The 25,220-nt window shown below is 69.0% G+C and carries 23 protein-coding genes and 1 pseudogene; 11 read left to right on the top strand and 13 right to left on the bottom strand.

The features are described from left to right. Positions 1-2 precede the first annotated feature (2 nt). The 3 genes from IEX05_RS07830 to IEX05_RS07820 are packed head-to-tail and all read left to right on the top strand — an operon-like array spanning position 3 to position 3,117. The gene (locus IEX05_RS07830) at positions 3-1,523 is read left to right on the top strand and encodes a M81 family metallopeptidase (protein ID WP_188700835.1); all 1,521 of its coding nucleotides are present in this window, start codon (positions 3-5) and stop codon (positions 1,521-1,523) included. Then, positions 1,520-2,242: a copper homeostasis protein CutC gene (locus tag IEX05_RS07825; protein WP_188700834.1), complete on the top strand. Its 723-nt coding sequence runs from the start codon at positions 1,520-1,522 to the stop codon at positions 2,240-2,242. Before IEX05_RS07830 ends, IEX05_RS07825 begins: the two co-directional genes overlap by 4 nt. Beyond that, the gene (locus IEX05_RS07820; RefSeq protein WP_188700833.1) at positions 2,239-3,117 is read left to right on the top strand and encodes an ROK family protein; all 879 of its coding nucleotides are present in this window, start codon (positions 2,239-2,241) and stop codon (positions 3,115-3,117) included. The genes IEX05_RS07825 and IEX05_RS07820 overlap by 4 nt, the downstream gene beginning before the upstream one ends. 115 nt (positions 3,118-3,232) lie before the next feature. Here the strand turns inward: IEX05_RS07820 and IEX05_RS07815 are convergent, their stop codons facing one another. From IEX05_RS07815 to purS, 3 genes are all read right to left on the bottom strand, one after another. Beyond that, on the bottom strand, positions 3,233-4,156 hold the full coding sequence (locus tag IEX05_RS07815; protein ID WP_188700832.1) for a 2-hydroxyacid dehydrogenase: 924 nt from the start codon (positions 4,154-4,156) through the stop codon (positions 3,233-3,235). A 252-nt stretch (positions 4,157-4,408) separates the two neighbouring features. Further along, positions 4,409-5,110, bottom strand: coding sequence for a phosphoribosylformylglycinamidine synthase subunit PurQ (gene purQ / locus IEX05_RS07810; protein WP_188700831.1), 702 nt, complete (start codon positions 5,108-5,110; stop codon positions 4,409-4,411). Next, entirely contained in the window at positions 5,110-5,355 is a 246-nt protein-coding gene (gene purS, locus IEX05_RS07805) for a phosphoribosylformylglycinamidine synthase subunit PurS (RefSeq protein WP_188700830.1), read from the bottom strand. The genes purQ and purS overlap by 1 nt, the downstream gene beginning before the upstream one ends. Positions 5,356-5,436: 81 nt before the next feature. Between purS and IEX05_RS07800 the strand changes: the two genes are divergently transcribed. Continuing rightward, the gene (locus IEX05_RS07800; RefSeq protein ID WP_188700829.1) at positions 5,437-5,799 is read left to right on the top strand and encodes a PLD nuclease N-terminal domain-containing protein; all 363 of its coding nucleotides are present in this window, start codon (positions 5,437-5,439) and stop codon (positions 5,797-5,799) included. Between the two features lie 385 nt (positions 5,800-6,184). Here the strand turns inward: IEX05_RS07800 and zapE are convergent, their stop codons facing one another. Together zapE and IEX05_RS07790 are read right to left on the bottom strand one after the other, a co-directional pair. Beyond that, positions 6,185-7,324, bottom strand: coding sequence for a cell division protein ZapE (zapE, locus tag IEX05_RS07795; protein ID WP_188700828.1), 1,140 nt, complete (start codon positions 7,322-7,324; stop codon positions 6,185-6,187). A gap of 1 nt (position 7,325) precedes the next feature. Next, positions 7,326-8,681, bottom strand: coding sequence for a uracil-xanthine permease family protein (locus IEX05_RS07790; RefSeq protein WP_188700827.1), 1,356 nt, complete (start codon positions 8,679-8,681; stop codon positions 7,326-7,328). A 129-nt stretch (positions 8,682-8,810) separates the two neighbouring features. On the opposite strand from IEX05_RS07790, the gene IEX05_RS07785 reads away from it, so the two are divergent. Next, positions 8,811-10,847 (top strand): BCCT family transporter, encoded by a 2,037-nt coding sequence (locus tag IEX05_RS07785; RefSeq protein ID WP_188701011.1) that lies wholly within the window; start codon positions 8,811-8,813, stop codon positions 10,845-10,847. 55 nt (positions 10,848-10,902) lie between these two features. Here the strand turns inward: IEX05_RS07785 and IEX05_RS07780 are convergent, their stop codons facing one another. Further along, on the bottom strand, positions 10,903-11,763 hold the full coding sequence (locus IEX05_RS07780; RefSeq protein WP_188700826.1) for a phosphoribosylaminoimidazolesuccinocarboxamide synthase: 861 nt from the start codon (positions 11,761-11,763) through the stop codon (positions 10,903-10,905). Between the two features lie 61 nt (positions 11,764-11,824). Next, on the bottom strand, positions 11,825-12,658 hold the full coding sequence (locus tag IEX05_RS07775; protein WP_229661192.1) for a DUF4352 domain-containing protein: 834 nt from the start codon (positions 12,656-12,658) through the stop codon (positions 11,825-11,827). A gap of 204 nt (positions 12,659-12,862) precedes the next feature. Between IEX05_RS07775 and IEX05_RS07770 the strand changes: the two genes are divergently transcribed. After that, a complete protein-coding gene (locus tag IEX05_RS07770) occupies positions 12,863-14,080 on the top strand; it encodes a sensor histidine kinase (RefSeq protein WP_188700825.1) in 1,218 nt (405 codons plus the stop codon). Between the two features lie 34 nt (positions 14,081-14,114). Further along, complete coding sequence (locus IEX05_RS07765) at positions 14,115-14,798, top strand: response regulator transcription factor (protein ID WP_188700824.1); 684 nt, start codon at positions 14,115-14,117, stop codon at positions 14,796-14,798. A gap of 66 nt (positions 14,799-14,864) precedes the next feature. Here the strand turns inward: IEX05_RS07765 and IEX05_RS07760 are convergent, their stop codons facing one another. After that, positions 14,865-15,983: an Ltp family lipoprotein gene (locus tag IEX05_RS07760; RefSeq protein WP_188700823.1), complete on the bottom strand. Its 1,119-nt coding sequence runs from the start codon at positions 15,981-15,983 to the stop codon at positions 14,865-14,867. A gap of 181 nt (positions 15,984-16,164) precedes the next feature. Between IEX05_RS07760 and IEX05_RS07755 the strand changes: the two genes are divergently transcribed. Then, positions 16,165-17,118 carry a glycosyltransferase gene (locus IEX05_RS07755; protein ID WP_188700822.1) on the top strand — a complete coding sequence of 318 codons (954 nt, stop codon included), beginning with the start codon at positions 16,165-16,167 and terminating at the stop codon, positions 17,116-17,118. Here the strand turns inward: IEX05_RS07755 and IEX05_RS07750 are convergent. Next, positions 17,104-17,565: a GtrA family protein gene (locus tag IEX05_RS07750; protein WP_188700821.1), complete on the bottom strand. Its 462-nt coding sequence runs from the start codon at positions 17,563-17,565 to the stop codon at positions 17,104-17,106. The genes IEX05_RS07755 and IEX05_RS07750 overlap by 15 nt on opposite strands. 147 nt (positions 17,566-17,712) lie before the next feature. Between IEX05_RS07750 and IEX05_RS07745 the strand changes: the two genes are divergently transcribed. Continuing rightward, positions 17,713-19,686 (top strand): DUF6020 family protein, encoded by a 1,974-nt coding sequence (locus IEX05_RS07745; RefSeq protein WP_188700820.1) that lies wholly within the window; start codon positions 17,713-17,715, stop codon positions 19,684-19,686. Positions 19,687-19,843: 157 nt separating this feature from the next. Here the strand turns inward: IEX05_RS07745 and IEX05_RS07740 are convergent, their stop codons facing one another. The 3 genes from IEX05_RS07740 to IEX05_RS07730 form a co-directional block, all read right to left on the bottom strand. Next, entirely contained in the window at positions 19,844-21,157 is a 1,314-nt protein-coding gene (locus IEX05_RS07740) for an ISL3 family transposase (protein ID WP_188700819.1), read from the bottom strand. A gap of 106 nt (positions 21,158-21,263) precedes the next feature. Further along, on the bottom strand, positions 21,264-21,512 hold the full coding sequence (locus IEX05_RS07735; RefSeq protein WP_188700818.1) for a hypothetical protein: 249 nt from the start codon (positions 21,510-21,512) through the stop codon (positions 21,264-21,266). A gap of 204 nt (positions 21,513-21,716) precedes the next feature. Next, positions 21,717-23,288: a recombinase family protein gene (locus IEX05_RS07730; protein WP_188700817.1), complete on the bottom strand. Its 1,572-nt coding sequence runs from the start codon at positions 23,286-23,288 to the stop codon at positions 21,717-21,719. 74 nt (positions 23,289-23,362) lie between these two features. Between IEX05_RS07730 and IEX05_RS07725 the strand changes: the two are divergent. After that, positions 23,363-23,647, top strand: a pseudogene (locus IEX05_RS07725) (AMP-binding enzyme); the annotation flags it as partial. Positions 23,648-23,692: 45 nt separating this feature from the next. Here IEX05_RS07725 and IEX05_RS07720 read toward each other — a convergent pair. Continuing rightward, positions 23,693-24,310 carry a TetR family transcriptional regulator gene (locus tag IEX05_RS07720; RefSeq protein WP_188700816.1) on the bottom strand — a complete coding sequence of 206 codons (618 nt, stop codon included), beginning with the start codon at positions 24,308-24,310 and terminating at the stop codon, positions 23,693-23,695. 106 nt (positions 24,311-24,416) lie between these two features. On the opposite strand from IEX05_RS07720, the gene IEX05_RS07715 reads away from it, so the two are divergent. After that, on the top strand, positions 24,417-25,220 hold an 804-nt coding region (locus IEX05_RS07715), incomplete at its 3' end, for a hypothetical protein (protein WP_229661191.1).

Here is a 25,220-nt window from a genome sequence, read left to right as displayed (position 1 = left end):
AGATGACCCAGCCCCGCATCGCGATCGTCGGCATGGCGATCGAGTCGAGCGCCTATGCCGCGCACCGCGCCGGCTACCGCGACTTCCCCGTCCTCACGGGGGCGGAGCTCATCGCCCGCTACGACTTCCTCGCCCCCGGCCGGCCGCTCGCGGACGCCGCCGAGTGGATCCCCGTGTTCATGGCGCGCGCCATCCCCGGCGGCGCCGTGCTGCGCGAGGTGTACGACGACTTCAAGGGCAGGATCGTCGAGGGCCTCCGCGAGGCCGGCGACGTCGACGGCGTGTACTTCGACATCCACGGCGCGATGAGCGTCGTCGGTCTCGACGACGCCGAGGGAGACCTCGTCACCGCGGTGCGCGAGGTCGTCGGACCCGACGCCCTCATCGCGGCGCCGATGGACCTGCACGGCAACATGTCCGAGACGCTCGCGCTCGCGCTGGATCTGCCGACCTGCTACCGCCTCGCCCCGCACGAGGACGCGTGGGAGACGAAGGAGCGCTCGGCCGAGCGCCTCGTCGAATGGATCCGCCGCGGCGAGAAGCCCTCGACCGCGTGGGTGCGCGTGCCGATCCTGCTGCCCGGCGAGAAGACGTCGACGCGCGTCGAGCCTGCCAGGTCGCTCTATGCGCAGCTCGAGGACGTCGAGAAGAAGCCGGGCATCAGCGACCTCGGGCTCTGGATCGGGTACGCCTGGGCCGACGAACCGCGGTGCCACGCGACGGTCATGGTGACGGGAGACGATGAGGCGGTGATCACGGCGGAGGCGGAGCGCATCGCCGGCGAGCTGTGGGACGCCCGCGACGACTTCGCGTTCGTGGGCCCTCCCGGCTCGCTCGACGAGGCGGTCGACGCCGCACTCGCCCACGGGGCGGCGGGCGGCGAGAAGCCGTACCTCATCAGCGACTCGGGCGACAACCCGGGAGCCGGCGGATCCGGAGACGTCACGTGGACGCTGACCCGGCTCCTGGCCGACGAGCGCCTGACCGGCGACGGCGCACCACTGGTCTACGTCGCCTCGATCTTCGACCAGGGTGCGATCGAGCAGCTCTTCGCGCAGGAGCCCGGCGAGCAGGTGGACGTCGTCGCCGGCGCCCGCGTCGATCATCGCGTCTCGGAGCCCATCCGGATCCGCGGCGAGCTCGTCTCGCTCCACGAGGGCGACCCGGCCGCCGGGCGCATCGCCGTCATCGGCGTCGGCGGGATCCGCGCGATCGTGACGGAGTTCCGCAAGGCCTATCACGACGTCGCCGACTTCCACGCGATCGGGCTCGACCCCGAGGCCGCCGACATCGTCGTGACGAAGATCGGCTACCTCGAGCCGACGCTGTACGACGTCGCCAAGGGATGGACGCTCGCGCTCACACCGGGGCCGGTCGATCAGGATCTCGAACGCCTCGGCCACTCGCGCATCGTGCGGCCGATGTTCCCGTACGACGCCTTCGACGAACGCCCCGACCTCTCGGCGGCCGTCATCCGCGGGCGTCGCTACGTGCGCGGTTTCGCCGGGACGGCGAGCGCATGACCGCGTTCGAGCTCGCGGTGCAGGATCCGCAGGGGCTCGCGGTCGCCGCGCGTGTGCGGCCCGACCGCATCGAGCTGTGCTCGGCCCTGTCGACCGGGGGTGTCACCCCCTCGGCCGGACTCGTCGAGGCCGCCGTCGCAACCGGCGTGCCCGTGCATGCGCTCATCCGCCCGCGAGAGGGCGGCTTCACCCACAGCGCCGACGAGACGGCGCTCATCCTCGCGGACGTGCGTCACGCGCTCCGCCTGGGCGCCGCGGGCGTCGTGATCGGGGGACTCGTCGAGGGATCCGTGGACGGCGAACTCGTGCGCCGCGTGCGCGAGCTCGCGGGCGATGCGGAGGTCACCTTCCACCGCGCATTCGACCAGGCCGCCGATCTCGATGCCGCCCTCGACGCGCTCATCGAGTCGGGGGCGACGCGGGTGCTCACCTCCGGCGGGCGACCGTCCGCCTCGGAGGCCCTCGACGTCTTCCCACGCCTCGTCGAACGCGCCGCGGGGCGCATTCAGGTGATGGCGGGGGCCGGCGTCACCTCGGCGAACGCCGCGGCGATCGCCGCCACGGGCGTCGACGCGGTGCACGCGTCCGCGAAACGCACCGTCACCGCGACCCTCGCCGTCTCGCTCGGATCCGCCGCGGCCGCGGGCGAGTCCAGCTACACGACCGCGGACGAAGCGGAGGCCGCCGCCCTCCGCGAGCTGCTGGGCGTCGCGCTGTGACCTCGCTCGGCATCGACTACGGCGGCACGCACACCAAGCTCATGCTGGTGTCGGAGGAGGGCGAGGAGATCGCCCGGGCGAGCGTGCCGTCGGGATCCCTCGACGAGCTCGCCATCTCGGCGCGCCGATTCCTCGACGAGTCCGGCCGCGCGGCGACGGGGTTCGCGGTCACGATCGCGGGCACGCTCGACCCGGCGACCGGCCTCGTCGGCCGTGCCGCCAACATGAGCTGGCTCAACGGGACGCGCCCCGCCGAGACACTCGCGGGGGCGCTCGGCATTCCCGGCCGTGCCGTGCAGGACGGCGAGGCCGCCGCAACGGCGGAGGCGCGACTCGGCGCGGGCCACGGCCGCGACGACGTGTTCGTCATCGCCCTCGGCACCGGCATCGCGGGCGCCCATGTCGTCGGCGGTGCCGTTCGCCGGGGCGCGCACGGCGCGGCCGGGGAGATCGGCCACATCCCCGTCGCCGGCAACGGTGTCCGATGCTCCTGCGGACAGATCGGCTGCCTCGAGACGGCGATCGGGGGAACCAAGATCGCGGCGCGATGGGCGGACCACGGCGGCAGCCCCTCGGACGGCGCGACGGCGCTCGACGTCGTGCGCGCCGCCGAGTCCGGCGACGGGTCGGCCGCCGCGGCGCTCGACGCCGCGGCGCGCGCACTCGGGCGGGCGATCCTCGAGCTCGCCGCTCTCGTCGATCCCGGCCTCATCGTCGTCGGCGGGGGGCTTTCCCGATCGCCGCGGTGGACGGTGGATCCCGCCATCGACGCCGCGCGCGCGGGCGCGACCTTCCACACGATCCCGGAGGTGCGACTCGCGACCCTCGGCGTATGGGCGGGGGCGCGTGGGGCGGCGCTGCTCGCGCCGCGTTGACGCCCGGGGGCGAGTCATCCCTTTCCCCACGCCTCATCAAGTCTCCGACAAGTCATCCGTCGGTGCGGGATGATTCGTCGGAGAATTGATGAGGTGTCGCGAATGTGAGGAAAAGTCAGCCGCCGATGACGACGTTGATCGGATCCTCGCCCCGCGCGAGGCGGTGCGCCTGGTCCGCGATCAGCTTCGCGATGCGCGGGGCCATCGCGTTCGTGAGGCCGCCGACGTGGGGCGTGATGAACACGTTCGGGAGCGTCCACAGCGGGTGATCCGCGGGCAGGGGCTCCGGGTCGAACACGTCGCTCGCGACGCGGATCCGCCCGCGGCGCACGTGGTCGACGAGCGCGTCCGTGTCGACGGTCGGCCCGCGGCCGACGTTCACGACCAGCGCGCCGTCGGGGAGGGCCGACAGCGCCGCGTCGTCGATGAGGTGACGCGTGTCTTCGCCGCCCGGCAGCACGTTGATGAGGATGTCGGCGTGCGGCAGCAGCTCGCGGTACTCGTCGATCCCGCGCACGCGGCGGCCGTCCTCCTCGCGCGCCCGCGACGCCACGGGCGTCAGCTCGACCTCGAACGGATCGAGTCGAGCCGCGATCGCCTTCGCCACGCCGCCGTAGCCGAGCATCAGCACCCGGGCGTCGGCGAGGCCCGGAGTTTTCACGTAGTACCAGTCGGACTGACCCTGATGCCGCACGAAGTCGGCGAAGCCGCGCTGCGCCGCGATCAGCAGGCCCAGCGTGAGCTCGGCCGTCGCCGTCTCGTGCACGCTCGACGCGTTCGCGTAGACGAAGCCCTCCGGCAGCACATCCGCCACCCCGTCGTATCCGATCGCCTGCCCCTGGATCAGCCGCGGCTTGATCGCCTGCACCGCGCGCAACATGCGGCCCTGCTTCATGTAGGGCGGCACGACGATGTCGATGTCGTCGCGCGGCGCGTCTCCGTCCTCCCACAGGACGACCTCGATGTCGTCGGCGGGATCCAGGAGTGCGCTCACGTCGGTGACGAGCTGGGCGGTGGGGACGGAAACGATGAGGGTCACGGGATCCAACCTACTGGGTTGCTCCGCTTCGCGGTCGCTTTGTGGGGCCGCTCCGCGATCGCCCGCCCGGCCCCGCGTCCCTCGGATCCGCTGTGCGGATCCTCCGCCAGACCCGGAGCCAGCGGGGCCGGGCGGGCGGTCGCTGCGCTCCGCCGGTGACGCGAGGAGGAGCGGTTCCGTGGGTGTGTTAGGTGGCTGGTGAAACGACGGTTGGCCCACCCCTAAGGGGCGGGCCAACCGTCGTTTGTGCGCTTAGACCAGCTGGAGGGCGCGGAGGGCGCTTTCGAAGAAGCGGAGGCCGTCGACACCGGAGCGCATGGCCTCGGGGGTGTTGGGGCCGAAGCCCGGCTCGATCGCGTGCTCGGGGTGCGGCATGAGGCCGACGACGTTGCCCGCCTCGTTCGTGAGACCCGCGATGTCGTCGAGCGAACCGTTAGGGTTGACGCCCGCGTAGCGGAACGCGACCTGGCCCTCGCCGTTGATCCGCTTGAGCGTCTCGGCGTCGGCCGTGTAGCCGCCGTCGGCGTTCTTCAGCGGAATGACGATCTCCTCGCCGCGGCGGAACGCGTTGGTCCAGGCGGTGTCGGCGTTCTCGACCACGAGCTTCTGGTCACGGCGGATGAACTGCTGGTGCGCGTTGCGGATCAGGCCGCCGGGCAGCAGGTGCGCCTCGACGAGCATCTGGAATCCGTTGCAGATTCCGAGCACGGGCACCCCCTTGCCGGCCGCGTCCTTGATCTCGGTCATGATCGGCGCGAGCGCGGCGATCGCGCCGGCGCGCAGGTAGTCTCCGTACGAGAAGCCGCCCGGGAGGATGACCGCGTCGACGCCCTCGAGGTCGTGGGATCCGTGCCACAGGGCCACCGGCTCGGCACCCGCGACGCGCACCGCGCGCTGCGCGTCACGGTCGTCGAGCGAACCCGGGAACGTGACGACACCGATCCGGGCGGCCATCAGACGACCTCGATGCTGACGACGTCTTCGATGACCTGGTTCGAGAGGATCTCCTCGGCCACCTTCTTGGCCTCGGCGAGCACCTCGTTGGTCACCTCGCCCTCGACGGTCAGCTCGACGCGCTTGCCGATGCGCACGTTCTGGAACTGGCCGTGCCCGAGACGGGCGAGGGATCCAGTGACTGCCTTGCCCTGCGGGTCAAGCAGCTCGGCCTTGGGCATGACGTCGACGACGATGGTGGGCATGTGTGAGCTCCGTGAAGTCGCGGGCGGGAGAGAATACGACGATTCTATCCTGCCGCCGCTGACGGTTAATAAGATGCGGGTATGCCCTTCCTGCTCGGCGCGATCAACCTCGCCATCTTCATCGCCTCGCTGATCGACATCATCCGGATCCCGGACGATCGTGTGCGCTATCTGCCGAAGATGGGGTGGATCATCGTCGTGATCCTGCTGCCCTTCATCGGCAGCCTGCTGTGGTGGGTCATCGGGCGCGAGTACGAGCAGCGGTCCTTCCCGTCGCCGCGCTTCCCGCAGCAGATGCAGCAGACCGCGCCGCAGCCGCAGCGCCCCCAGCCGGCGCCCTACCGAACGACCGAGCAGCAGCTCGCCGACCTCGAGCGCGAGGAGTACGAGGCGAAGCTCCGCGAAGAACTAGCCCGCCGCCGCAAGGAACGCGAGGGCGAATAGCCCCCACCCACCCCATTCACCGTTCATATGACACCTTTGCGCACTTCGGGCCGGCGCGCACTACGCGTAAGTGTCATACCAACGGGTGGGCGGGGTCGGGCGTCGCCCTCACCATTCGAATGACACCTTTGTGCCCTTAGGGCCGCGCACACTACGCGTAAGTGTCATACGAACGGGGTGAGGCACGAGGAGCGCCCACCTTCCCGTTGAAATGACACCTTTCGTCAGTCCGGGGCGCTCGCACTGCGCGTAAGTGTCGTTCCAACGGTGGGTGGGGCAAGGGACACCCACCTTCCCGTTGAAATGACACCTTTGCCCAGTCCGGGGCGCTCGCACCACGCGAAAGTGTCATACGAACAGGTGGGGTGGGGGTGGCGTGCGAAAGCTAGCCGAGGAGGGCGAGGCGGCTGAGGAGGCGGGTGGCGTCGCGGGTGCCCGCGAGGGTTGTCGCGAGTGATGCGCGGGTCAGGGCCGATACGAAGACGGTCTCCACGTCGCGGTCGACGAGCACGTCGACGGCCGTCACGAAGCGCTGGCGCGGCGCCTCCGGCAGTTCGCCAACGTCGGGCACATCGAGCACCACCCACCGGTCGAACCGCTCGGCCCAGTCCAGGTATTCGATCGCGCTCGTCGGCGCCGTGCACAGCTGATCGAAGGTGATCCAGAGTTCGTCGCCCGCAGAGACCACCTCGAACTTGCGGTCGCGGACCCGCACGACCCGCGACCCGTCGGGCACGGCAGCGGGCGGATCCGCCACCCACGCGCCCGCGGCGAACCCGCGCCGCGCGGGATCCGCGGGCGACCCCGCGCGATAGTCGGTGCCGCCATCGAGGCGCACGTGACGCATGGTCTCGCCGATGATGCGGATCGCCGGCGCGACCAGGTCGTGGAACAGGGGGCTCGGCAGGAGCTCGTCGGGGGAGTAGTTCGACGTCGCGACGAGACGGATGCCGCGCTCCGATGCATGCGCGAGCAGCCTCGTCAGCAGGAGCGCATCGGCCGGGTCGTGCAGGTGGAACTCGTCGAAGACGATCAGCTCCGCGTCGCCCACGACGTCGACGATGGCGTCCCCAACCGGATCCGGCGCGGTCGTCGTCGGCGCGGACGCGAGGACATCGCGCTGCGAATCGGGCCCGCCCGTGATCACGACGGGCTCCGCCCGCCCGTGGGTCGCCAGAACTCGCGGGGCTTCGACGCGCGAAACCGTAGGCCCGCCCAGGGGCTGGGCGAGGCGTCGGTCGCGGAGGGCGGTCTGGCGCGCGAAGACCGCGCGGTGCAGTTCGTCGAGGAACGCATGGAAGTGCACGCGCCGTTTCCTGGGCGTCGGGGCGTGCCGGAACCACGCGTCGGCGAGCCACGATTTGCCCCGGCCCACGGGCCCGGAGAGGTACACCCCCGCCGACGGATCCGCGAGCGCGTCGAGCGCCGCGAGCTGCGCGCCGTCGAGCGCGAAGCCGCTCGCGGCCGCGTCGTTGTGGATCCGTGAGACCGGCGCCTGCATCGCTTCCCGGCCGCTCCGCGACACCTCAGTTCTCCGGGTCGCCCCCCAGCTGGCCGACGGCCGGGATCGGGCCGCCGTCGTCGGCGCCGGTCTTGCGGGCGCGGGCGATGGCGTTGCCCACGTGGTAGATCACGAGGGCCGCGACGGTGCCGAGCACGATGCCGCCGAAGGCGAAGTCGGCGACCTGCATCGTGAAGCCCGCGATGCCGATCACGAGCGACACCGCGGCGGTGTACTGGTTCACGGGGCGCGAGAAGTCGACGCGGTTGTCGACCCAGATCTTGATGCCGATGATGCCGATCAGGCCGTAGAGCGCGGTGGTGACGCCGCCGAGGACCCCCGGCGGGATCGAGTTGAACACGGCTCCCACCTTGGGCGAGAAGGCCAGCAGGATCGCGGCGAAGCCGGCGACCCAGTAGACGGCCGTCGAGTACACGCGGGTCGCGGCCATGACGCCGATGTTCTCGCCGTAGGTGGTGGTTCCGGATCCGCCGCCGATGCCCGCCACGGTGGTCGCGAGGCCGTCGGCGAGCAGCGCGCGGCCGGTCTCCTTGTTGAGCGCGTCGTCGCCCGTCATGGTGGCGACGCCGCGCACGTGGCCGACGTTCTCGGCGATCAGCACCAGCACGACGGGGAGGAACATCGCGAGGGTCGACCAGGTGCTCGACGAGGCGAAGTCGGGCAGGTGGAACTGCGGTGCGCCGACCCAGGCCGCCTCGTCGATGACCTGCGCCGGAGTGAGGCCCGTGGTGGGGTTGACCTGGCCGAACCAGCCCGTCGCGATCGCGTAGAGGAAGCCGACGAGCACGCCGAGGAAGATCGAGATGCGCCCGAGGAAGCCCCGGAACAGCACGGCGAAGAGGATCGTCGCGACGAGCGTGATCGTCGCGGCGGTCGCATCCGCCTTGAAGTTCGCCCAGGCCGTGGGGGCGAGGTTGAAGCCGATCAGCGCGACGATGGATCCTGCCACGACGGGCGGCATGAGGGCGTCCACCCACTTCACGCCGGCCACGTGCACGACCACGCCGACGATCGCGAGCAGCACGCCGACGGCGACGACGCCCGCGAGGGCGGACCCGATCGCGCCCTGCGCGGTCGCGGCCGTGATCGGCGCGATGAACGCGAACGAGGATCCGAGATAGCTCGGCATGCGGTTGCGCGTGACGAGCAGGAAGAGGATCGTGCCGACACCCGAGAACAGGAGCGTCGTCGGGACGGGGAAGCCCGTGAGGGTCGGCACCAGGAAGGTCGCGCCGAACATGGCGACGACGTGCTGCACGCCCATCGCGATCGTCGCGGGCCAGCTGAGGCGCTCGCGGGGTGAGACGACGGCGCCGGGGGCGACGTCCCGGCCGTTTCCGTGCAGCTTCCAGACGGGCATGCGGTTCCTCTCGTGCAATGGACCGCACGCGCGGTCTCGTCAACGTTACAGGGCGCGCCTGAATCGGCCACGGTGCTTGGGAATCCGGCGATCGTGCGGAAGAGTGTGAGCAACGAGAAATGGGAGACCATGAACGACAGCGAACAGAAGAAGGTCAAGAAGAAGCCGGTGGCGAACCTCATGCATGAGGTCTCGCACCCCGCGCTGATTCCCGGTATCGGCGTCGAGGACACTCCTCGAGAGTTCCCGACCAACAAGCTCGTGCTCGCCGTCGCGGCGATCGTCACGATCGGCATCGTCATCTGGGGCATCGCGGCGCCCGATAATCTCCTCGGGGTCGGCACCGCCTCGCTCGACTGGGTGATGACGAACTTCGGCTGGCTGTTCTCGGCGCTCGCGATCGTGACGCTCGTGTTCATGCTCGTCATGGGCTACGGCCGAACCGGCGGCGTGAGGCTCGGCGCAGACGACGAGGAGCCCGAGTTCTCGACGGGCGCGTGGATCGCGATGCTGTTCTCGGCGGGCATGGGCATCGGACTGCTGTTCTGGGGGCCGGCGGAGCCGCTCGACTTCTTCCAGAACGTGCCCCCGGGCGTCGACGCGGATCCGGGATCCCGCGAGGCGATGATGGCCTCGCTCGCGCAGGCGACCCTGCACTGGGGGCCGATGGCGTGGGCGCTGTACGCGCTCGTCGGCGGCGCGATCGCGTATTCCGCCTATCGCCGCGGTCGCGCCCCGCTGATCTCGGCGATCCTCACCCCGATCTTCAAGGAGAAGACGGAGGGCTGGATCGGATCCGTCATCGACATCTTCGCGATCCTCGTCACCCTTTTCGGCACGGCGGTGACGCTCGGTCTCGGCGCCCTGCAGGTCGCCGAGGGCGTCGAGGTGGTGTCGGGAATCGGGCACGTCGGCAACGCCGGCCTCATCATCATTGTGACGCTGCTCACGGTCGGATTCGTGCTCTCGGCGGTCTCCGGCCTCAAGAAGGGGATCCGCCTGCTGTCGAACTTCAACATGATCCTCGCGGGCATCCTCGCGCTGGTCGTGTTCGTGGGCGGTCCGACGCTGTTCCTGCTGAACATCATCCCGTCGAGCATCCCGCACTTCTTCGGCGAGCTGTGGACGATGCTGTCCCGCAACGCGGCGCAGGGCGAGGAATCCGCCGCCTTCGTATCGTCGTGGACGAACTACTACTGGGCGTGGTGGACCTCGTGGACGCCGTTCGTGGGCATGTTCATCGCGAAGATCTCCCGCGGCCGCACGCTGCGCGAGTTCGTCACGGTCGTCATCATCGTTCCGGCGGCCGTGTGCATCGCCTGGTTCGGGATCATGGGCGGCGCGTCGATGTACTTCGACGAGCAGTCGGGCGGCGAGCTCACCTCCGCGTACGGCGAGGGTGGCGGCCAGGCCGTGCTCTACGCCCTCTTCGACGCGCTGCAGTCGCACCTGACGATCGGCGGCGTGGAGCTGCCGATCGCGGTCGTGCTCAACGTTGCGGCGATGATCTCGATCGTCCTGTTCTTCGTGACGAGCGCCGACTCGGCGTCGATCGTCATGGGATCCATCGCCCAGCGCGGTCGCCCCGAGCCCGCGAGCTGGATCACGATCATGTGGGGCGTGCTGCTCGCCGCGACGGCTCTGGTGCTGCTGATCGCCGGCGGCACGAACGCGCTGTCCGGGCTGCAGTCGATCATGGTTGTCACGGCGCTTCCCTTCGCCTTCATCATGATCGGCGTGATCATCTCGTGGGCGAGCGAACTCAGGAACGACCCCTATATGCTGCGCCGCAGGTTCGCGAGGGCGGCGATCGCGCAGGGTGTGCGCCGCGGCCTCGAGGAGCACGGCGATGACTTCGTGTTCGACGCCGCCCAGGTGGCGCCGGCCGAGGGTGCGGGCGCCGGCATCGACACCGATGCCCCCGAACTCACCGAGTGGTGGGACACCGCCACGGCGCAGATCCCGATCCTCGACCCGGAGACGGGCCGCGTCGTGACGCCGGAAGACGTCGCGCGCACGCTCGAGCCCGGCCGGATCCAGCACCGCGGCGAGCCGAACCCGAAGCACACGGCCTCGGGCGAGGCCTCGACGACCGTCGGCGAGACCCGCCGTGAGCGCAGGGCGAAGGGCGAGGATCCGGAGGAGCCGGAGAGCCCGACCCCCTAAAGCCACCGCGTCTCCGCACGGTCCGCAGGCGGCCGCGCGGAGACGCGGGAACGCGTTACGCCCCGAGGCGCGTCAGCAGATCCTCGTAGCGCGCGACGGTGCGGTCGATGATGTCCTGCGGGAGCTCGGGCGGGGTGCCCTGCTTGTCCCAGTTCGCCGCGAGCCAGTCGCGCACGATCTGCTTGTCGAAGCTCGCCATGCGCTCGGCCGGGGTCGCGCCGTTTCGCCAGGCCTCGAGATCCCAGTAGCGCGACGAGTCGCTCGTGAGCACCTCGTCGGCGAGGCGCAGCACGCCGTCGTCGTCGGTGCCGAACTCGAACTTCGTGTCGGCGAGGATCAGGCCGTGCTCCTCCGCGAGGGCCGCGGCGCGGGCGTAGATCGACAGCGACGCGTCGCGCAGGTCGGCCGCGCGCGCCTCGCCGACGAGCTCGACGCTCTTCTCGTAGGAGATGTTCTCGTCGTGCTCGCCGAGGGGCGCCTTGTACGCGGGCGTGTAGATCGGCTCGGGCAGCTTGTCGCCGTTCTGCAGGCCCTCGGGGAGGGCGATGCCGCAGACCGTGCCCGACTCCTGGTACTCGGCCCAGCCGGATCCGGTGATGTAGCCGCGGACAACGCACTCGATCGGCAGCATGTCGAGCGAGCGAACGAGCATCGCGCGCTCGGCGACCTCGGCGGGGGGCTCGCCCGCGATGTGGTTCGGCACGTCCGAGAGCTGCTCGAACCACCACATGCTGAGGCGCGTCAGCAGCGCGCCCTTCCCCGGGATGCCGGGCTCGAGCACGTGGTCGAAGGCGCTGACGCGGTCGCTCGCGACGACGAGCATGCGGTCGTCGTCCCCCGAGGCGGGCGCGTAGAGGTCGCGCACCTTCCCGGAGTAGGTGTGGTTCCAGCCGGGGATCTCGGGTGCGGTGCTCATGGATCCATTATCGCCGACGCCGCCGCCCGCACCGTGGTGCGGCCGGCGGCGTCCGGGACGGTCACTTCGCGGCGAAGAAGACGTCGTCGCCGAAGATGCCGGGCGTGACGACGATCGTGCCCTCGCCGGCGGTGTCGCTCGGCACCGCGAGCGCGATGTTGCCCGTGATGCTCGCGTCGGTGTACAGCTCGGCCATGCTGTCGAGTGCGTCGGGCGCGACGGCGATGGTGTCGTAGCTGTGAACCGTGACGCCGTCGGCCGTGACGTAAGCGAACGACAGGTCGACCGCGGGCATGCCCGTCTCGGCCCCCGTGTAGGTCGCGGTGGCGTTGACGAGGATGTACTGCTCGCCCTCGGCCGGAGCGGGGTTGATGACGTTGGCGGCGAGCACCGCCTCGGTCGCGTCGAGCTGCACGCTGTTGATCGTCACCGACCACTCGTCGTTCGACACCGTGGTGCCGAGCGGGTGCGGGTGGGACCGCGTGCCGGCGGGATCCTCCGCGGCCTCCTCCTCGGGAGCCTCCTCCTCGGGAGCCTCCTCCGCCGCGGGCTCGGCGGGCTCGACGGATGCGAGATCGCCGCCCGAGACGCTGTCGTCGATCGCGTCGGATACGGCGTTCGCCAGCCCGCCGACGAAGACGATGACACCGGCGATCGTGCCGACGATCGACAGCGCGAGCGCGAGCACGCCGAACAGCTTCCGTCCCTTCTGGAACAGCGCCACGATGGCGAGGACGAAGGCGATCGGCAACAGGATCCAGCCGATGATGAGGGCGCCGGGGATGACGGCGAAGACGGTGCCGACCACTGCGGTGATCAGCGCGATCGTGCCGAGCAGCGAGTTCTTCGGCGCGGCGTCGGCGGGCGGGAGGGGGTGGTGCAGATCGGTGCTCATGAGCGGCTTTCTCGAAGGTGCGTCGAGCGACGACGCGGGACGGTACGCGGCCTGCGGGGCCGCCGCCCGGGGACGGAACGGGATCCGCCGGGCGATGACTCCAGCCTCCCCGGCACGCCCTGCCCCGAACATCGGCCGGTCGGCCGGGATCCGCTCGGCCGACCGGCCGATTCGCGTGTCGGTGCTTCGCCCTATGGTCGATCTATGACCACTTCGTCGCCGCCGCTCGTTCGGCGGATGTCGCGCCGCGCCTGGAGCACGACGCTGTACTGCCTCGGCGGCTTCCTCGAAATCATCGGGATGTGGAGCCTGCCCGGTTTCATGCCGACCGACGGCGGCGAGCCGAGCGATCTCTCGGTCGGTTACTGGCTCATCGCGCTGCTGCTGTGGGTGAGCGTCTTCTTCCGAGCGCGCTACCCGCTGGCACCGACCATCGCGGGCGGGCTGCTGGCGCTTGCCGGCTCGAGCTACCTACTGCTGTTCATCGGCCTGCACCACCTGATGGTGCGCGCGCGCAAGCCCGTCGTGCACAAGCTCTTCGGCCTTGCGCTGGGCGTCGTCGTGCTCTCGGTGCTGCGCGACGGGCTCACCCCGTGGGGCGACGACCTGGCCGTGCTATTCACGGTGGCGCCGTCGTCGGTGATCCCCTCGGCGGTGCTCGGCGGGTTCTCGTTCGCCGGCCTCGTGCTCTTCACCGTGATCGAGCGCAGCCGCCGCGCGGGGCGGGTGCTGCAGGACCGCGTCGATCGCGAGCACGACCGCGCCTCGCAGCTTGACGAGGAACTCGCCCGGAAGAGCGAGCGGGAGCGCATTGCCCGCGAGATGCACGACACCCTCGCGAGCCGCCTCTCCGCGGTCGCGCTCCAGGGCGACGAGCTGGCGCTCGCCGTATCGGAGGGGGATCCGCAGGCCGACGCGATCGCGCGCTCGCTTCGGCAGGAGGCGAGGCGCTCGCTCGACGACCTGCGGGGCCTGCTGGGCGAGCTCCGCGAGGGCCCGGGCGCCGACTACGACCCGTCCCAGCATTCGATGCGGCGAATCGGCGAGCTGGTGCGCACCGCGCGGGCGACGGGCACCTCGGTCGACGCGCTCGTGCTCGTCGACGGCGTCGATCGCGCCGCCGCTGTTCTCGACCACACCGTCTATCGCATCGTGCAGGAGGCGCTGACAAACGCGACGAAGCACGCGGCCCGCGCGCCGATCTCGATCTCCGTCGAGGCCTCGCCCGCCACGGGCGTGCGGGTGCGCGTCACGAACCCGCTTCGCGGCGCGAGCGAGCTCGCCGCGCACGGCTCGCGCACGGGCCTCATCGGGATCCGCGAGCGCGTCGACCAGCTCGGTGGCGCGTGCGAGATCGGCGAGCGCGACGGCGAGTTCGTCGTCGACGTGAGCCTGCCGTGGGTCGAGGTCGAGACCGAGTAACTCGTTCGTCGGACCGAGCGGATATCGTCGATCCGTGACACAAGCCGATATCTCCGCACCCGTGCGGGTGCTGATCGTCGACGACGACCCCATCGTGCGCCGCAGCCTCACGCGCCTCGTCGCCCACACCGGGGCGAGCGTCATCGGCGACGCGGCAGACGGATCCCTCGCGATCGCGGCCGTGCGCGAGCACCGGCCCGAGCTGGTGCTCATGGACGTCAGCATGCCGGTGATCGCGGGGCCGGCCGCCACGGAGGAGATTCTGCGGCTGGTGCCCGGCACGCGGGTCATCGCGATGACGAGCCTCGGCACGGAGGAGGCACTCACGAGCATGATCTCCGCCGGGGCCCAGGGCTTCCTCGTCAAGGACCGTGTCTTCGACGAGATCGAGCAGGCCATCGACGCCGTCATGGCGGGGGAGGGCTTCGCATCCCCGCGCGCGACCGCGCAGCTGATCCGCCGCGCATCGGCGGGATCCGACGACGCCGAGCGGCGAGACGCTCGCGAACGCTTCGCGGCGCTCAGCCCTCGGGAACAAGAGGTCGCGCGGCTCGTCGCCGACGGATCCACGAACCCGCAGATCGGCGACCGCCTCTTCGTCTCGACGTCGACGGTGAAGACCCATCTGGAGCAGATCCAAGCGAAACTGGGCGTCGCCGGGCGCACCCACATCGCGATTCTCGTCGACCGCGCGGGGCATGGCCCGGCGCTCTCCTGAGACGCGAAACGGCCGCCCCTCCGGGCGGCCGTTCGTCGGGATGCGCGGGAGAATCGCGCGACGGGCTCAGCGCTCGACGTTGTCGAGGGCGTACTGCGCCTGCTCGTCGGTGAACTGGCTACCCGCATCGCTCGTCAGCAGCTCGAGGATCTCCTCGTCGGAGGCGCCGATCTCGTCGACGTAGAGCTGCGCGGTCTTCAGCGCGTTCTCGTTCCAGTTGACGTCGAGGTTCGACATGGCGTAGTCGGCCTCCTCGGTCGTGAACATGCCGCCGACCTCGTTCGTGAGCAGTCCGTATGTGGCCTTCTCGCTCATCGCCATGTCGATGGCGTAGGTTTGGGCCGTGGCGAGGGCGTTGGCGTTCCAATCGGCGTCGACGTTGTCGACGGCGTACTGCGCCGCCTCCTCGGTGTACAGCTGCGTGTACTCCGACTCCATCGTGAGCATCGCGAAGACGGCGGCCTTGCTCATCCCGAGGAGGCCGGCGTAGGTCTGCGCCTCCTCGAGGGCGGCCTCCTGGTCGTCCGACGCGGTCGCCGAGACGCCCTCGTCACCCGGGTCCTCGGTGGCCTCCTCGATCGCGCTCGGCTCGTCCGTGGCCTCCTCGACCGTGAGCGGGGTGCCGTTCTCGACCTGCTCGGCGACGGCGGAGAAGGTCGCGAAGGTCGTGAAGATCAGCGAGCCAAAGACGATCGTCGTGATCACCGTGCTGATGATGCCGAGCAGCCACAGGCCGGCGGTCACGAGCCATGCCACGAGGCGGTAGCGCGTGTAACCGGCAAGGCGCAGGCCCTCCTTGTCGCGCATTCCGCCGCACAGGATGACGATCAGGTCGATGAGCGCCCAGATGCCCAGGCCTCCGAGCGTGATCAGCTTGACGATGGCGGTGCCGATCTTGCCCAGGTAGAAGCGGTCGATGCCGAGGACACCGAGCAGAAGCGACAGGATCCACGTGACGACGAACGACTTCTGGCCGACGTCCGGGCCCTCGCCGGGACCGGTGGGCGGCGCGTAGGCGGGCGGCGCGGGGTAGCCGGGCGCGGCGTAGGCGGGGTTCGTCCCGTATGCTCCCGGGGTGCCGTCGACGGGCTGGATCGGGAAGGCGGGCTGATCGGGGAGGCCGGACCCCGAGGGCTGGCCCGGGCTCGACGGCGGAACCGGCGGGTACTGGTTGGGGTCGCTCATGAGTGCTGTCCTCTGCTTTTCGGCGTTGGAAGCATCATATGCGGCCGCTATGAACGGCGAGGGGTGCGCGTGAAGCGCCCGCCGCGGATCCTCACCCGCCACTCGATATGATCCGTGTATCAAGGGGCGGGGCGACGGGGTCGCTTCGCCGTGGGTATCGGCCTAAGGACGGCATGCACTGATGTCGACATCGCACGAGATCGCAGCGATCGTTCCGTGCTACAACGAGGAGGTCGCGATCGGCCAGGTGATCGCGGATCTTCGCGCCGCCGTGCCCGAAATGGCGATCTACGTCTACGACAACAACAGCTCGGACCGCACGGCGGAGGTTGCCGAGGCGGCGGGCGCGATCGTCCGGCGCGAGGAGCGCCGGGGCAAGGGCAACGTCGTGCGCCGCGCCTTCGCCGACATCGACGCCGAGGTGTACGTCATGATCGACGGCGACGACACCTACGACGCGGCCGCGCTGCCGGAGATGATCCGCGCCCTGCGCGAAGGCCCCTATGACCACGTTCTCGGCGTGCGCACGCAGGTCGACCACTCGACGTCCGCATACCGGGCCGGGCACGAACTCGGGAACAAGGGCTTCAACTGGCTCGTCGGCGGCATCTTCGGCGACGAGGTCAGCGACATGCTGAGCGGGTACCGCGTCATGTCGCGGCGCTTCGTGAAGAGCTTCCCCGCCGCGTCGCGCGAGTTCGAGATCGAAACCGAGCTCACGGTGCACGTCATGAGCCTGCGCGTGCCGCAGACGGAGGTCGCGGTCGGCTTCAAGGACCGCCCCGACGGCAGCGAGAGCAAGCTGCGCACCTATCACGACGGCTTCCGGATCCTGAACCTCGTCATGCAGCTCGTCCGCCACGAGCGTCCGCTGTTCTTCTTCGGGATCATCGGGAGCGTGCTCGTGCTGGTCGGGGTGATCCTCGGGATCCCGCTGGTCGTCGAGTTCGCGCAGACCGGCCTCGTGCCCCGTTTCCCGACGGCGATCCTCACGGTCGCCTTTGGCGTCATGGGCGCCCTGGCGTGGGCCGTGGGCCTCGTGCTCGACGGGGTGCTGAAGGCGCGGCGGGAGACGAGCCGCCTGCTCTACCTGCAGTACAACGCGCCGAGCGGCGCACGGTCACGCGCGCTCTGAGGCCGGCGCGTTCTCGTGCGGGAACACGAATCGGTCGTACGTGACGAAGCGGAACGCCGTCGCCAGCACCTGCCCGATGATCGTGCCGGAGATGTTGTCGGCGAGAACGCTGTCGAGGCCGAGCACGTAGCGCGAGAACCACAGGCACCCCAGCTGCAAGCCCATCGCGACGAGGTTGAAGACGACGAACAGCACATAGCGTGACAGCTTGGGCGGGAGGTGCCGGTCGTTGAAGGTCCAGTACCGGTTGCCGACGTACGTCACCAGCGATGCCACGACGATCGCGATGATCTTCGCCGGCACCGGGGCATCGAACATCGGCCCCCGGCCGTCGAGCCAGAACACGAGTGCGTTGTACGTGACGGCGTCGACGACGAAGGCGAGGCCGCCGATGACGAGAAACGCGCTCGCCTGACGCAGCTTCTTCATGTGCGTGCCCTCTGCCATGCGCGGTATCCGTTCTCACAGCGAACGAGGCGCCCACGCGCGGACGCTCCGAGATCTGGGACACGAGTGTATCGGGCGATGCCGAGCCTTCGATCCGTGCGCGCGACCCGCCCCGGGCGCACGGGGGCGCTCTCGTAGGATGCACGTATGACGTCGAGCGCACTGCCCTCTCGGAAGACGGGGCAGCGGCCCTCCGGATCCCCGACGCAGCCCGGGCGGGCCTGGCACCACGTCGTCGCCGGCGCGGGCGCCCTCGCGGCCGTCGCCTCCTTCGCGGCTGGATCCGTCCCGCTCCCGATCTTCGAGGCCTTCGACGGGAACTCCATCGTCGCCGTGGCGGCATTCGTCGCGGCCTGGGCGGGCGGGGCCTGGGTGATCGGATCCGCTCGCCGCTCCGCGCGCCCCGTCTTCGCGTGGGCGATCCCCTTCGGGATCCTCTTCGCGCTCGCCGAGCTCGCGGGGGTGTCGCTACTCCGGGGCGAGGCGGATCTCGCCCTGCTGCTGCACCCTTCCGCGTGGGCGGCCGTGCACCTGCTCGGCGTCGCCTACGCGGCGACGATGCTCGTCGCGCTCGTCCTCCTGCTCGCCGACCGGGGCGACGAGGATCGGGGCGCCGAGGGCCTCGAGCCGACCCGCGGGCGGCTCGCGATCCTCGGGCGGGGCCGCGGGCGGGACCGCTGGATCCTGGTGGCGGCGACGTTCGGCGCCACCCTCTTGGCACGGGTCCCGTACCTGGCCGTGTGGTGGCCGGGGCTGATCTTCTTCGACACCTACCGCAGCCTCTCCTACGCCCGAGGGATCATGCCGTGGGACGCGTACGAGCCCGTCGGGCACTCGCTTCTGATCGCCGGGTGGAACGGCGTGTGGCAGTTCTTCGGCTGGAGCGACGCGACCGCTCTCGCCGTGGCGTCGACGGTGCAGCTGCTCTCGAGCACGGCGGCGTTCACCTTCGTGCTCGTGCGCCTGGCGGCGTGGGGCGTGGAGCGCCGGGTGTGGGGCTTCGCGCTGGCCTGGGTCGCGCTCGTGCCCGTGCTCTCGCTGTCGTCGATCACGGTTGTGAAGGACATCCCCTTCATGTCGGCGTTCCTCGTGCTCGCCGTCACGATCGTCGACCTCTCGCGCGGCGCGAGGACGCAGCGCGCCGCGCCCTGGATGTGGTGGACGCTCGCGATCTCGGCGATCGCCGTGGCGGTGCTTCGCAGCAACGGCGTCTACGTCGTCCTGCTCGCCCTGCCGCTACTGTTCATCCCGTTGCGTCATGAATGGAAGAGGCTGCTCCTCGCGTCCGCGGCGGTCGTCGTCGCGATCGCGGCGTACCTGGGACCGCTCGCAGCGGCGATGGGGGTGGGACCCGGACCGAAGACCGAGATGTGGTCGATTCCGCTGCAGCAGATCGCTCGGATCGCGCTGGACCACCACGACGAGCTCTCCGCGGAGGACCGCGCGTTCGTCGACTCCATCTTCACCACGTGGACGGTCGACGAGGTCGGCGAGCACTACATTCCGCAGTTCGCGGATCCCATCAAGCTCGACGCCCGTGAGAAGTGGGAGGACACGACGACGACCGAGTTCCTCGGTGGCTGGGCGCGCCTCGTGGGGGAGTACCCCGTCTCGGCGGTTGTGGCGACGCTCGGCAACACCGTCGGCTACTGGGCACCCGGCGCGCCGTCTTACGACGGTCTCGTCGCCGAGTCGCACAACGACGTGCGGACGATCTCGCTCGACATCCCGGACCGCGACGACGAGCGCACCGGGGTGCAGCGCTACCTGCATGAGAACGGGCTCGTCGGCTACTTCAACACCACCGCGTCGCTCGACGTGCCGGTTCTGGGGCAGGCGATGTCGCCGGGGACGGTGACCTGGGCCTGGCTGCTTACCCTGATGATCGTCGTGCGGCGCCGCACCTGGCGCCGGCTCGCGCTGTACATCCCCATCGGTGTGCTGATGCTGACGTTCCTCGCCGGCCCCGTCTCGGGCGGCATGCGGTACATGCTCGTCTTCGTTGCCGCGCTGCCCATCGCGGTCGGTCTCGCGTCGCTCGGCCGACGCGGCGCGGAGGATCCGACAGCCGGGGCCGGCGACCGCGACGACGAAACGGGCGTGCCCGGCCGGCTCGTGTGAGCCGACCGGGCACGCCCGTGAGTCGCGATGCGGCGATTGGCCCGTACGCGTAACTGCTTTTGCCGCATGATTCCGAGGGTGCTTTCGAGGTGGCATCACGCCGATCCTTTCGCATTGATTCGCCCTGAGTTTTGTTCCTATCGGGCGGTTTGGGGGCTCATCGTGTTTGAGGGTGTAGTAGCGGTCTGAAGCCGCCGGCCTCGAGTAGCGATCGGGCGATGTAGTGGGTCAGGTTCCGGAAGCCCAGCGCGGTGCCGCGGAGGTGCTCAAGGCGACCGTTGATCGCCTCGGACGAGCCGTTGGACGTGCCGGGGTGGTCGAAGAACGCGAGGACGTCGGCAGCGCGGCGCGTGATCGTGCGGCCGAGGCTGATCAACTCGGGCAGATCCTTCGGAACGCTGCTGGCGAGCCCCGCGATCACGGCCTCGAGGATCTTCTTCCCGCGCGCCGGGTCCTTGTGTCGGTAGGCAGCAACGGCGCGCTGGTAGATGTCCCAGGCGATCTCGACGGCGAGGTGGTCGGGGTGCTGGTCGAATACGTCCTCGAGCTTCGCGAGCTGATGCTGCGTCAACAGGCCGAGCCCCGTCCTGAGCAGGCGCCGGCAACCGTAAAGCGGATCACCCTTCCGGCCTCGATGCCCGAGAGTCTCCTGCTGAACACGCTGGCGGGTCATATCAAGCGCGTCGCCGAAGAGCTGGACGACGTGGAATGGGTCCATCACCGCGATCGCGTCGGGGATCTCTTCGCCGGCGGCGGTCTTGTAGCCGGTGAACCCGTCCATCGCGACGATGTCGACCCCGTCCCGCCAGGCCTTCGGGCGTCCGGCAAGCCAGGTCTTGAACGCCTGCTTCGACCGGCCGGGAACCATGTCGAGCAGCCGGGCGGGGCCGGTCTTCTCGGGGGCCGGGGTGAGGTCGATGATCACGGTCACGTACTTGTCGCCGAGGCGCGTGTGGCGCCAGACGTGCTCGTCAACACCGATCGTGGTCACCCCGTCGAACCGGGCGGGGTCATCGATCAGGACGCGCCGCCCTTCGGCGAGGATCGCGTCGCCAGCGGCATGCCAGGACACATCGAGAGACTCCGCGACTCTGGTGACCGGTAGGTGCTGGCAGACGACCGCCTCGAGCGCCCACCGGACAGCGGCGCGGGTGAGCTTCCCGCGCGGCTCGGCAGCCGCTGTGGTGTCCTCGCGCCAGATCGTCCCGCACGAGGAACAGGCGAAGCGGCGGACGCGGACCAGGAGCGTCGTCGGCCGCCAACCCAGCGGGACATGCGCGAGACGGCGCGCTTGCGTTCCTCGGGCTACGCCCTCAGCACCGCAACCGCGACAGAACGGGTCGCGGTCGGTGACACGGCACTCCAGCACCGCCTTGTCCGGCGAGATCTCCTGACCGGTGACGGTGAGGCCGTGGTCGTCGAGGAGGCAGAACGCAGAAAGATCGGGGGTGGCGAAGGTACCGTGGGACACGTCGAGGTCTTTCGGATGGCGAGCGTAGGAACTTCCATCATCGGAAGGCCTCGACCTCGTCTCCGCGACCGCCACGCCGCCGACTCGTCAGGCGGGCGCTACACCCTCAAACACGATGAGCCGCGTTAGCGGCGGGAGCCGCCAGAGTATCCACGAGCGGTTCAGCTTGCTCAAGGAGAGTGAGACTGCGCGCGCGGAGGGGGTCGTTGGTGCTGGCCTCTGAGGGTGTCGTGGCGAAGAGGAAGATGAGGGGTACGGCGATACCTAGAGTCACAATGGCTAGGATCAGGTCGCGCGCGGTGTACTGCCTGCTTGCGATGTTCTTGAGTGCGGCGTGGATGGTTGTGATGGACATGACGGTTCTCCTCGTAATCAGGCCATCGTGTCGGCCTGTCAAGAAGCTCTCTAACGAGTTCTGGCAGCAATCTCGCATACAAAGCTAAAGAGCCCCACATGTAATATCCGCAAACATGTGGGGCTCTCGGAAGCCCGAAGGCCTATGAACCCGGCTCAACCATTAACCGGCACAACCCGAAGAGGAAGTGTTCGATGTCTTATATCAGTCCGTCTCTTCGGTGAACAAAGACCACAGGCGAGCAATCATCGCGGGATCATCGGCTGCCGTGAGCTTCAAGTTTGCCCAGTCCTCATCAGTCAGTGGTTCAACTTCCGGATGCGGCTGCTTCCAGACGATCCGAATCCTCTTTCGGAAGGCTTCCTCGCTTCGTGATCCCGGCCCCTTTGCGGCCTTCTCGATGAAGACTGCCTCTACCTCGGAACGAATAGCAGACTGCTTATCCTCAAAGAGCGCATCACTCCTGTTCAGCGCCGCCGTATGAGTCCATACGGACTCAAGACGATTGGCAGGAGCCGCTTGCTGAGTGAGGTAGTGATCGTCACGCTCCTTCCGAAGTTGCGAGCGCTCCTCTTCGAGCTTCTGGATCTGAGGGAAGACGACCTCACTGCTGAGGATTCCTGCTCCATGAGCCGCCATGAGTTCCGCAATGCGGTCGTCAAGCGCGGACAGCTTCCCTTCGTCGGGCCATGGCTGGTTTGTGAGCGTCGGTGCCTCGACCCCGCGGAACGTCTTCGCTACGAGGTAGTTGAATACCTCCTGAGCGACTAGCTCTTCAAGTCTTCGCGCGCTGACCCCGATGTGATTAGCCGTAGTACCTGAGTTACACCCGTAGGTGCTTCGTTCCTCAGGTTCCATTCGCTGACCGTAGAGCTTGCCTCCGCAGATTCCACAACGGAGGAGGTCCGAGAGTAGCCAACGGCCTTCCTTCACTCCCCGGCGGCTTCGCTTTTCCAGCATCGCTATGCCTGCGGCTCGCTCCTCGAGGCTGATGATCGCTTCCCAGTTACCCATGACCATGTTGCCGTCCGCGTCATAGAGCGGCTCACCGTTGTGGCTGCGCACACCGGCTGTCTTCCATGAAAAGAGTGAACGGTACACCGGAGTCCAGCCCCACGCCGCCTTCCCTTCGACAGTGAGGACTCCGAGAGACTCCCACTTGCGTCGGATAGAGGTGATGGAGGCTCCACCGATGATGTCTTTCACGGCTTCACGAATGAGAGCTACTTCATTGGGCTTGTGGGTGCGGGCGTCCTGCTCGAACCCGAATGCTCTTCGGTGCTGAACTCCCGGCTCACCCTTCATAGCCTTCTGGAGGTTGGCTCGACGGATGCGCTCTGAGATGCGTTCGGCTTCGGCAGCGTCCCAGGTCGCGAGGGTGAGGGCCACGGCCCTGCCATCCGCGGTAGCAAGGTCGTGGTCGCCGGATACCACCGTGTGGATGGTGACCTTGTGCTGTTTGTAGAGGTCGATGAGGTCGAGGTATTCGCGGACTCTTCGAGTGAGGCGAGAGTTGGAGTAAGCGAGGATGTGCTTGAACTCTCCGGTGGTCGCCCTCTGGAGCATGTCCTGGTAGGCGGTGCGCACCTTGCGCCGTGATGAAAGCTCCGATGCTCCGATGTCGTTATCCAGGAATCTATCTACGACTACAAAACCCAGTCGATCCGCGAGGGCTTCGCAATCGTGGACCTGACGCTCCACTCCCAGTGCTTGCCCTTCGCGATCATCACTGATCCGGGCATACACCACGCACTTCGGTGATTCACTCGATGCCACGCCTCTGGACGATGATGACAATGACATGCCCCTCCCGTGATCGTACGGTTCAGAACCGAACACATACTTAAGCAACAACGTGCCAGGCGGTCGTCGCGTTCGTGATCATCAAGCAGAGCTACCTCGACGCGCACTCCCCCGAGGGACTCGCCGACACCCTGCGTCGGTGGGTGAGCGACCAGATCGACGCCATCGCCCGCCCGCGCGACGTCTACATCGTCGGGGAACTCCCCAAGACCCGGTCGGGCAAGATCATGCGCCGTCTCCTGCGCGATGTCGCCGAAGGGCGCGAGGTCGGCGACACCACGACGCTCGCGGATACCGCGGTGATGAGCGTGATCTCGGCGCAGGTGAAGTAGCGGCGGTCCCGAACGCCTCGTACCGCTGATCGCGGTGCGGGGCGTTCACCGTGCGGGTACGCTCAGCTCCCTCATCCGCTCGCGCACCGTGCGAAACACGGCGGGGTCGAACGGGAAGTCCCTGCCGTCCTCACCCACCAGCCGCATAACCTCGTCGCCGAGCGTGATGGAGAAGTTCACGATCATCCGCGCCTCGGTGGCGTGATTGGCGTCCGCCAGGCGAGCCGATGCCGGATGCGCATCGAGCCAGTTCTCGATCACGTCCTGCAGTCCGGCGCGGCTCGTCCCGGCCGCCCACGATACCGTCGTCGTCGTGCCCGGCTCCCGGGCGAAAAGCGCGAACCGCTTGCGCAGGAGTTCGTCGTCACCCTGCCCGCGGACGGTCTCCATCACGATCCGCGAGGCGGCGATCACGAGGTCGTCTCGGTGTGCGCTCAAGATGCGCTCGGTGAGCACAGGGTCGTAGACCAGGGCGGATCCGAAGATCGCATGCTCGAGCGAGGGGAAGTAGTTGAAGAACGTGCTGCGCGACACCATCGCCACTTCGCAGATGCGGTCGACCGTCACGGCGTGAACGCCTTCCTCATAGGCGATTCCGACCGCGGCCTCCTCCATGGCCCGACGCGCGACGCGCATCTTCTTCTCGCGGAGCCCTTCCGTCATCGCCGTCCCTCCTCTCCCTTCATCCCACCCTAGGTCGATCTCCCTGGGTTGCGTAAAAGGTTGGACTGAGTCCATACTTGGCCACGAACCATCAGAAAGGATCGCCATGCCTCACACCGTCGCACGACGACGTCGGAATCTGGTCTCCCCGCTACGCACCGCAGGTGTGCTGTCCGTAGCCACCGGCCTTGTCTTGGTGGGGCTGCCCGCGATCGCCAGCGCCGCGGAGTCCGAAGCAGGCCACATACTCATCACGACGACTCTCTCCGACGGGACGGCATCCGCTCCGCTCGGCGGCGCGACGGTGACCGTGCTCTCCACCGGCGAGCTCGACCAGGTCATCGCCACCGGCACCACCTCGGCAGACGGAACCGTGTCCGTGCGCATACCCGCGACGGACACCAGCTTCATCGCCGAGGCATCCTGGCCCGGTGCTGTCGGCGATCTCCTCGCACCCGTGGCGAGGAGGGAGTTCAACCCCACGCGGGGAGATGCCGTCACCGTCCCGCTGGAGGGCTCCTTCGGTGAGATCAGCGGCGCGGTGACCGCGACGTCGGATGCCTCCCCTCTCGCCGACCTCTCGGGCGCGAGCGTCACCATCCTCAGTGGCGGCACGGCAGTGCAGCGCGTCGCCGTCGCCGCAGGCGGCACATTCCGATCAGGCTCATTGCCGACGACATCCACCGACGATTACAGCATCCGCTTCGAGCCGGCCACGGGATTCACGCTCGCGGATGCGCAGCCGTCGGACAATCCCGCCTTCGCGCTTCCCCGAGGCGAAGAGAGTCCCAGCCTCATCGATGTGGCCCGCTCCTTCGCGCTCATCTCGGATACCGCGGCACCGACACCCACACCCACCCCGACACCCACACCCACCCCGACACCCACACCCACCCCGACACCCACACCC

Origin of the sequence: Microbacterium nanhaiense (assembly GCF_014646015.1) — a bacterium.
GTDB lineage: Bacteria > Actinomycetota > Actinomycetes > Actinomycetales > Microbacteriaceae > Microbacterium > Microbacterium nanhaiense.
The sequence above is the reverse complement of the archived record's forward strand: the minus strand, read 5'-3'. Positions and strand labels throughout refer to the sequence as shown.

Bases quoted from the DNA above. Each gene is read 5' to 3' on its own strand.
- IEX05_RS07830 (WP_188700835.1), top strand. From the start codon at position 3: ATGACCCAGCCCCGCATCGCGATCGTCGGCATGGCGATCGAGTCGAGC.
- IEX05_RS07825 (WP_188700834.1), top strand. From the start codon at position 1,520: ATGACCGCGTTCGAGCTCGCGGTGCAGGATCCGCAGGGGCTCGCGGTC.
- purQ (WP_188700831.1), bottom strand. From the start codon at position 5,110: ATGGCCGCCCGGATCGGTGTCGTCACGTTCCCGGGTTCGCTCGACGAC.
- purS (WP_188700830.1), bottom strand. From the start codon at position 5,355: ATGCCCACCATCGTCGTCGACGTCATGCCCAAGGCCGAGCTGCTTGAC.
- IEX05_RS07800 (WP_188700829.1), top strand. From the start codon at position 5,437: ATGCCCTTCCTGCTCGGCGCGATCAACCTCGCCATCTTCATCGCCTCG.
- IEX05_RS07790 (WP_188700827.1), bottom strand. From the start codon at position 8,681: ATGCCCGTCTGGAAGCTGCACGGAAACGGCCGGGACGTCGCCCCCGGC.
- IEX05_RS07785 (WP_188701011.1), top strand. From the start codon at position 8,811: ATGAACGACAGCGAACAGAAGAAGGTCAAGAAGAAGCCGGTGGCGAAC.
- IEX05_RS07780 (WP_188700826.1), bottom strand. From the start codon at position 11,763: ATGAGCACCGCACCCGAGATCCCCGGCTGGAACCACACCTACTCCGGG.
- IEX05_RS07775 (WP_229661192.1), bottom strand. From the start codon at position 12,658: ATGAGCACCGATCTGCACCACCCCCTCCCGCCCGCCGACGCCGCGCCG.
- IEX05_RS07770 (WP_188700825.1), top strand. From the start codon at position 12,863: ATGACCACTTCGTCGCCGCCGCTCGTTCGGCGGATGTCGCGCCGCGCC.
- IEX05_RS07760 (WP_188700823.1), bottom strand. From the start codon at position 15,983: ATGAGCGACCCCAACCAGTACCCGCCGGTTCCGCCGTCGAGCCCGGGC.
- IEX05_RS07755 (WP_188700822.1), top strand. From the start codon at position 16,165: ATGTCGACATCGCACGAGATCGCAGCGATCGTTCCGTGCTACAACGAG.
- IEX05_RS07750 (WP_188700821.1), bottom strand. From the start codon at position 17,565: ATGGCAGAGGGCACGCACATGAAGAAGCTGCGTCAGGCGAGCGCGTTT.
- IEX05_RS07745 (WP_188700820.1), top strand. From the start codon at position 17,713: ATGACGTCGAGCGCACTGCCCTCTCGGAAGACGGGGCAGCGGCCCTCC.
- IEX05_RS07735 (WP_188700818.1), bottom strand. From the start codon at position 21,512: ATGTCCATCACAACCATCCACGCCGCACTCAAGAACATCGCAAGCAGG.
- IEX05_RS07720 (WP_188700816.1), bottom strand. From the start codon at position 24,310: ATGACGGAAGGGCTCCGCGAGAAGAAGATGCGCGTCGCGCGTCGGGCC.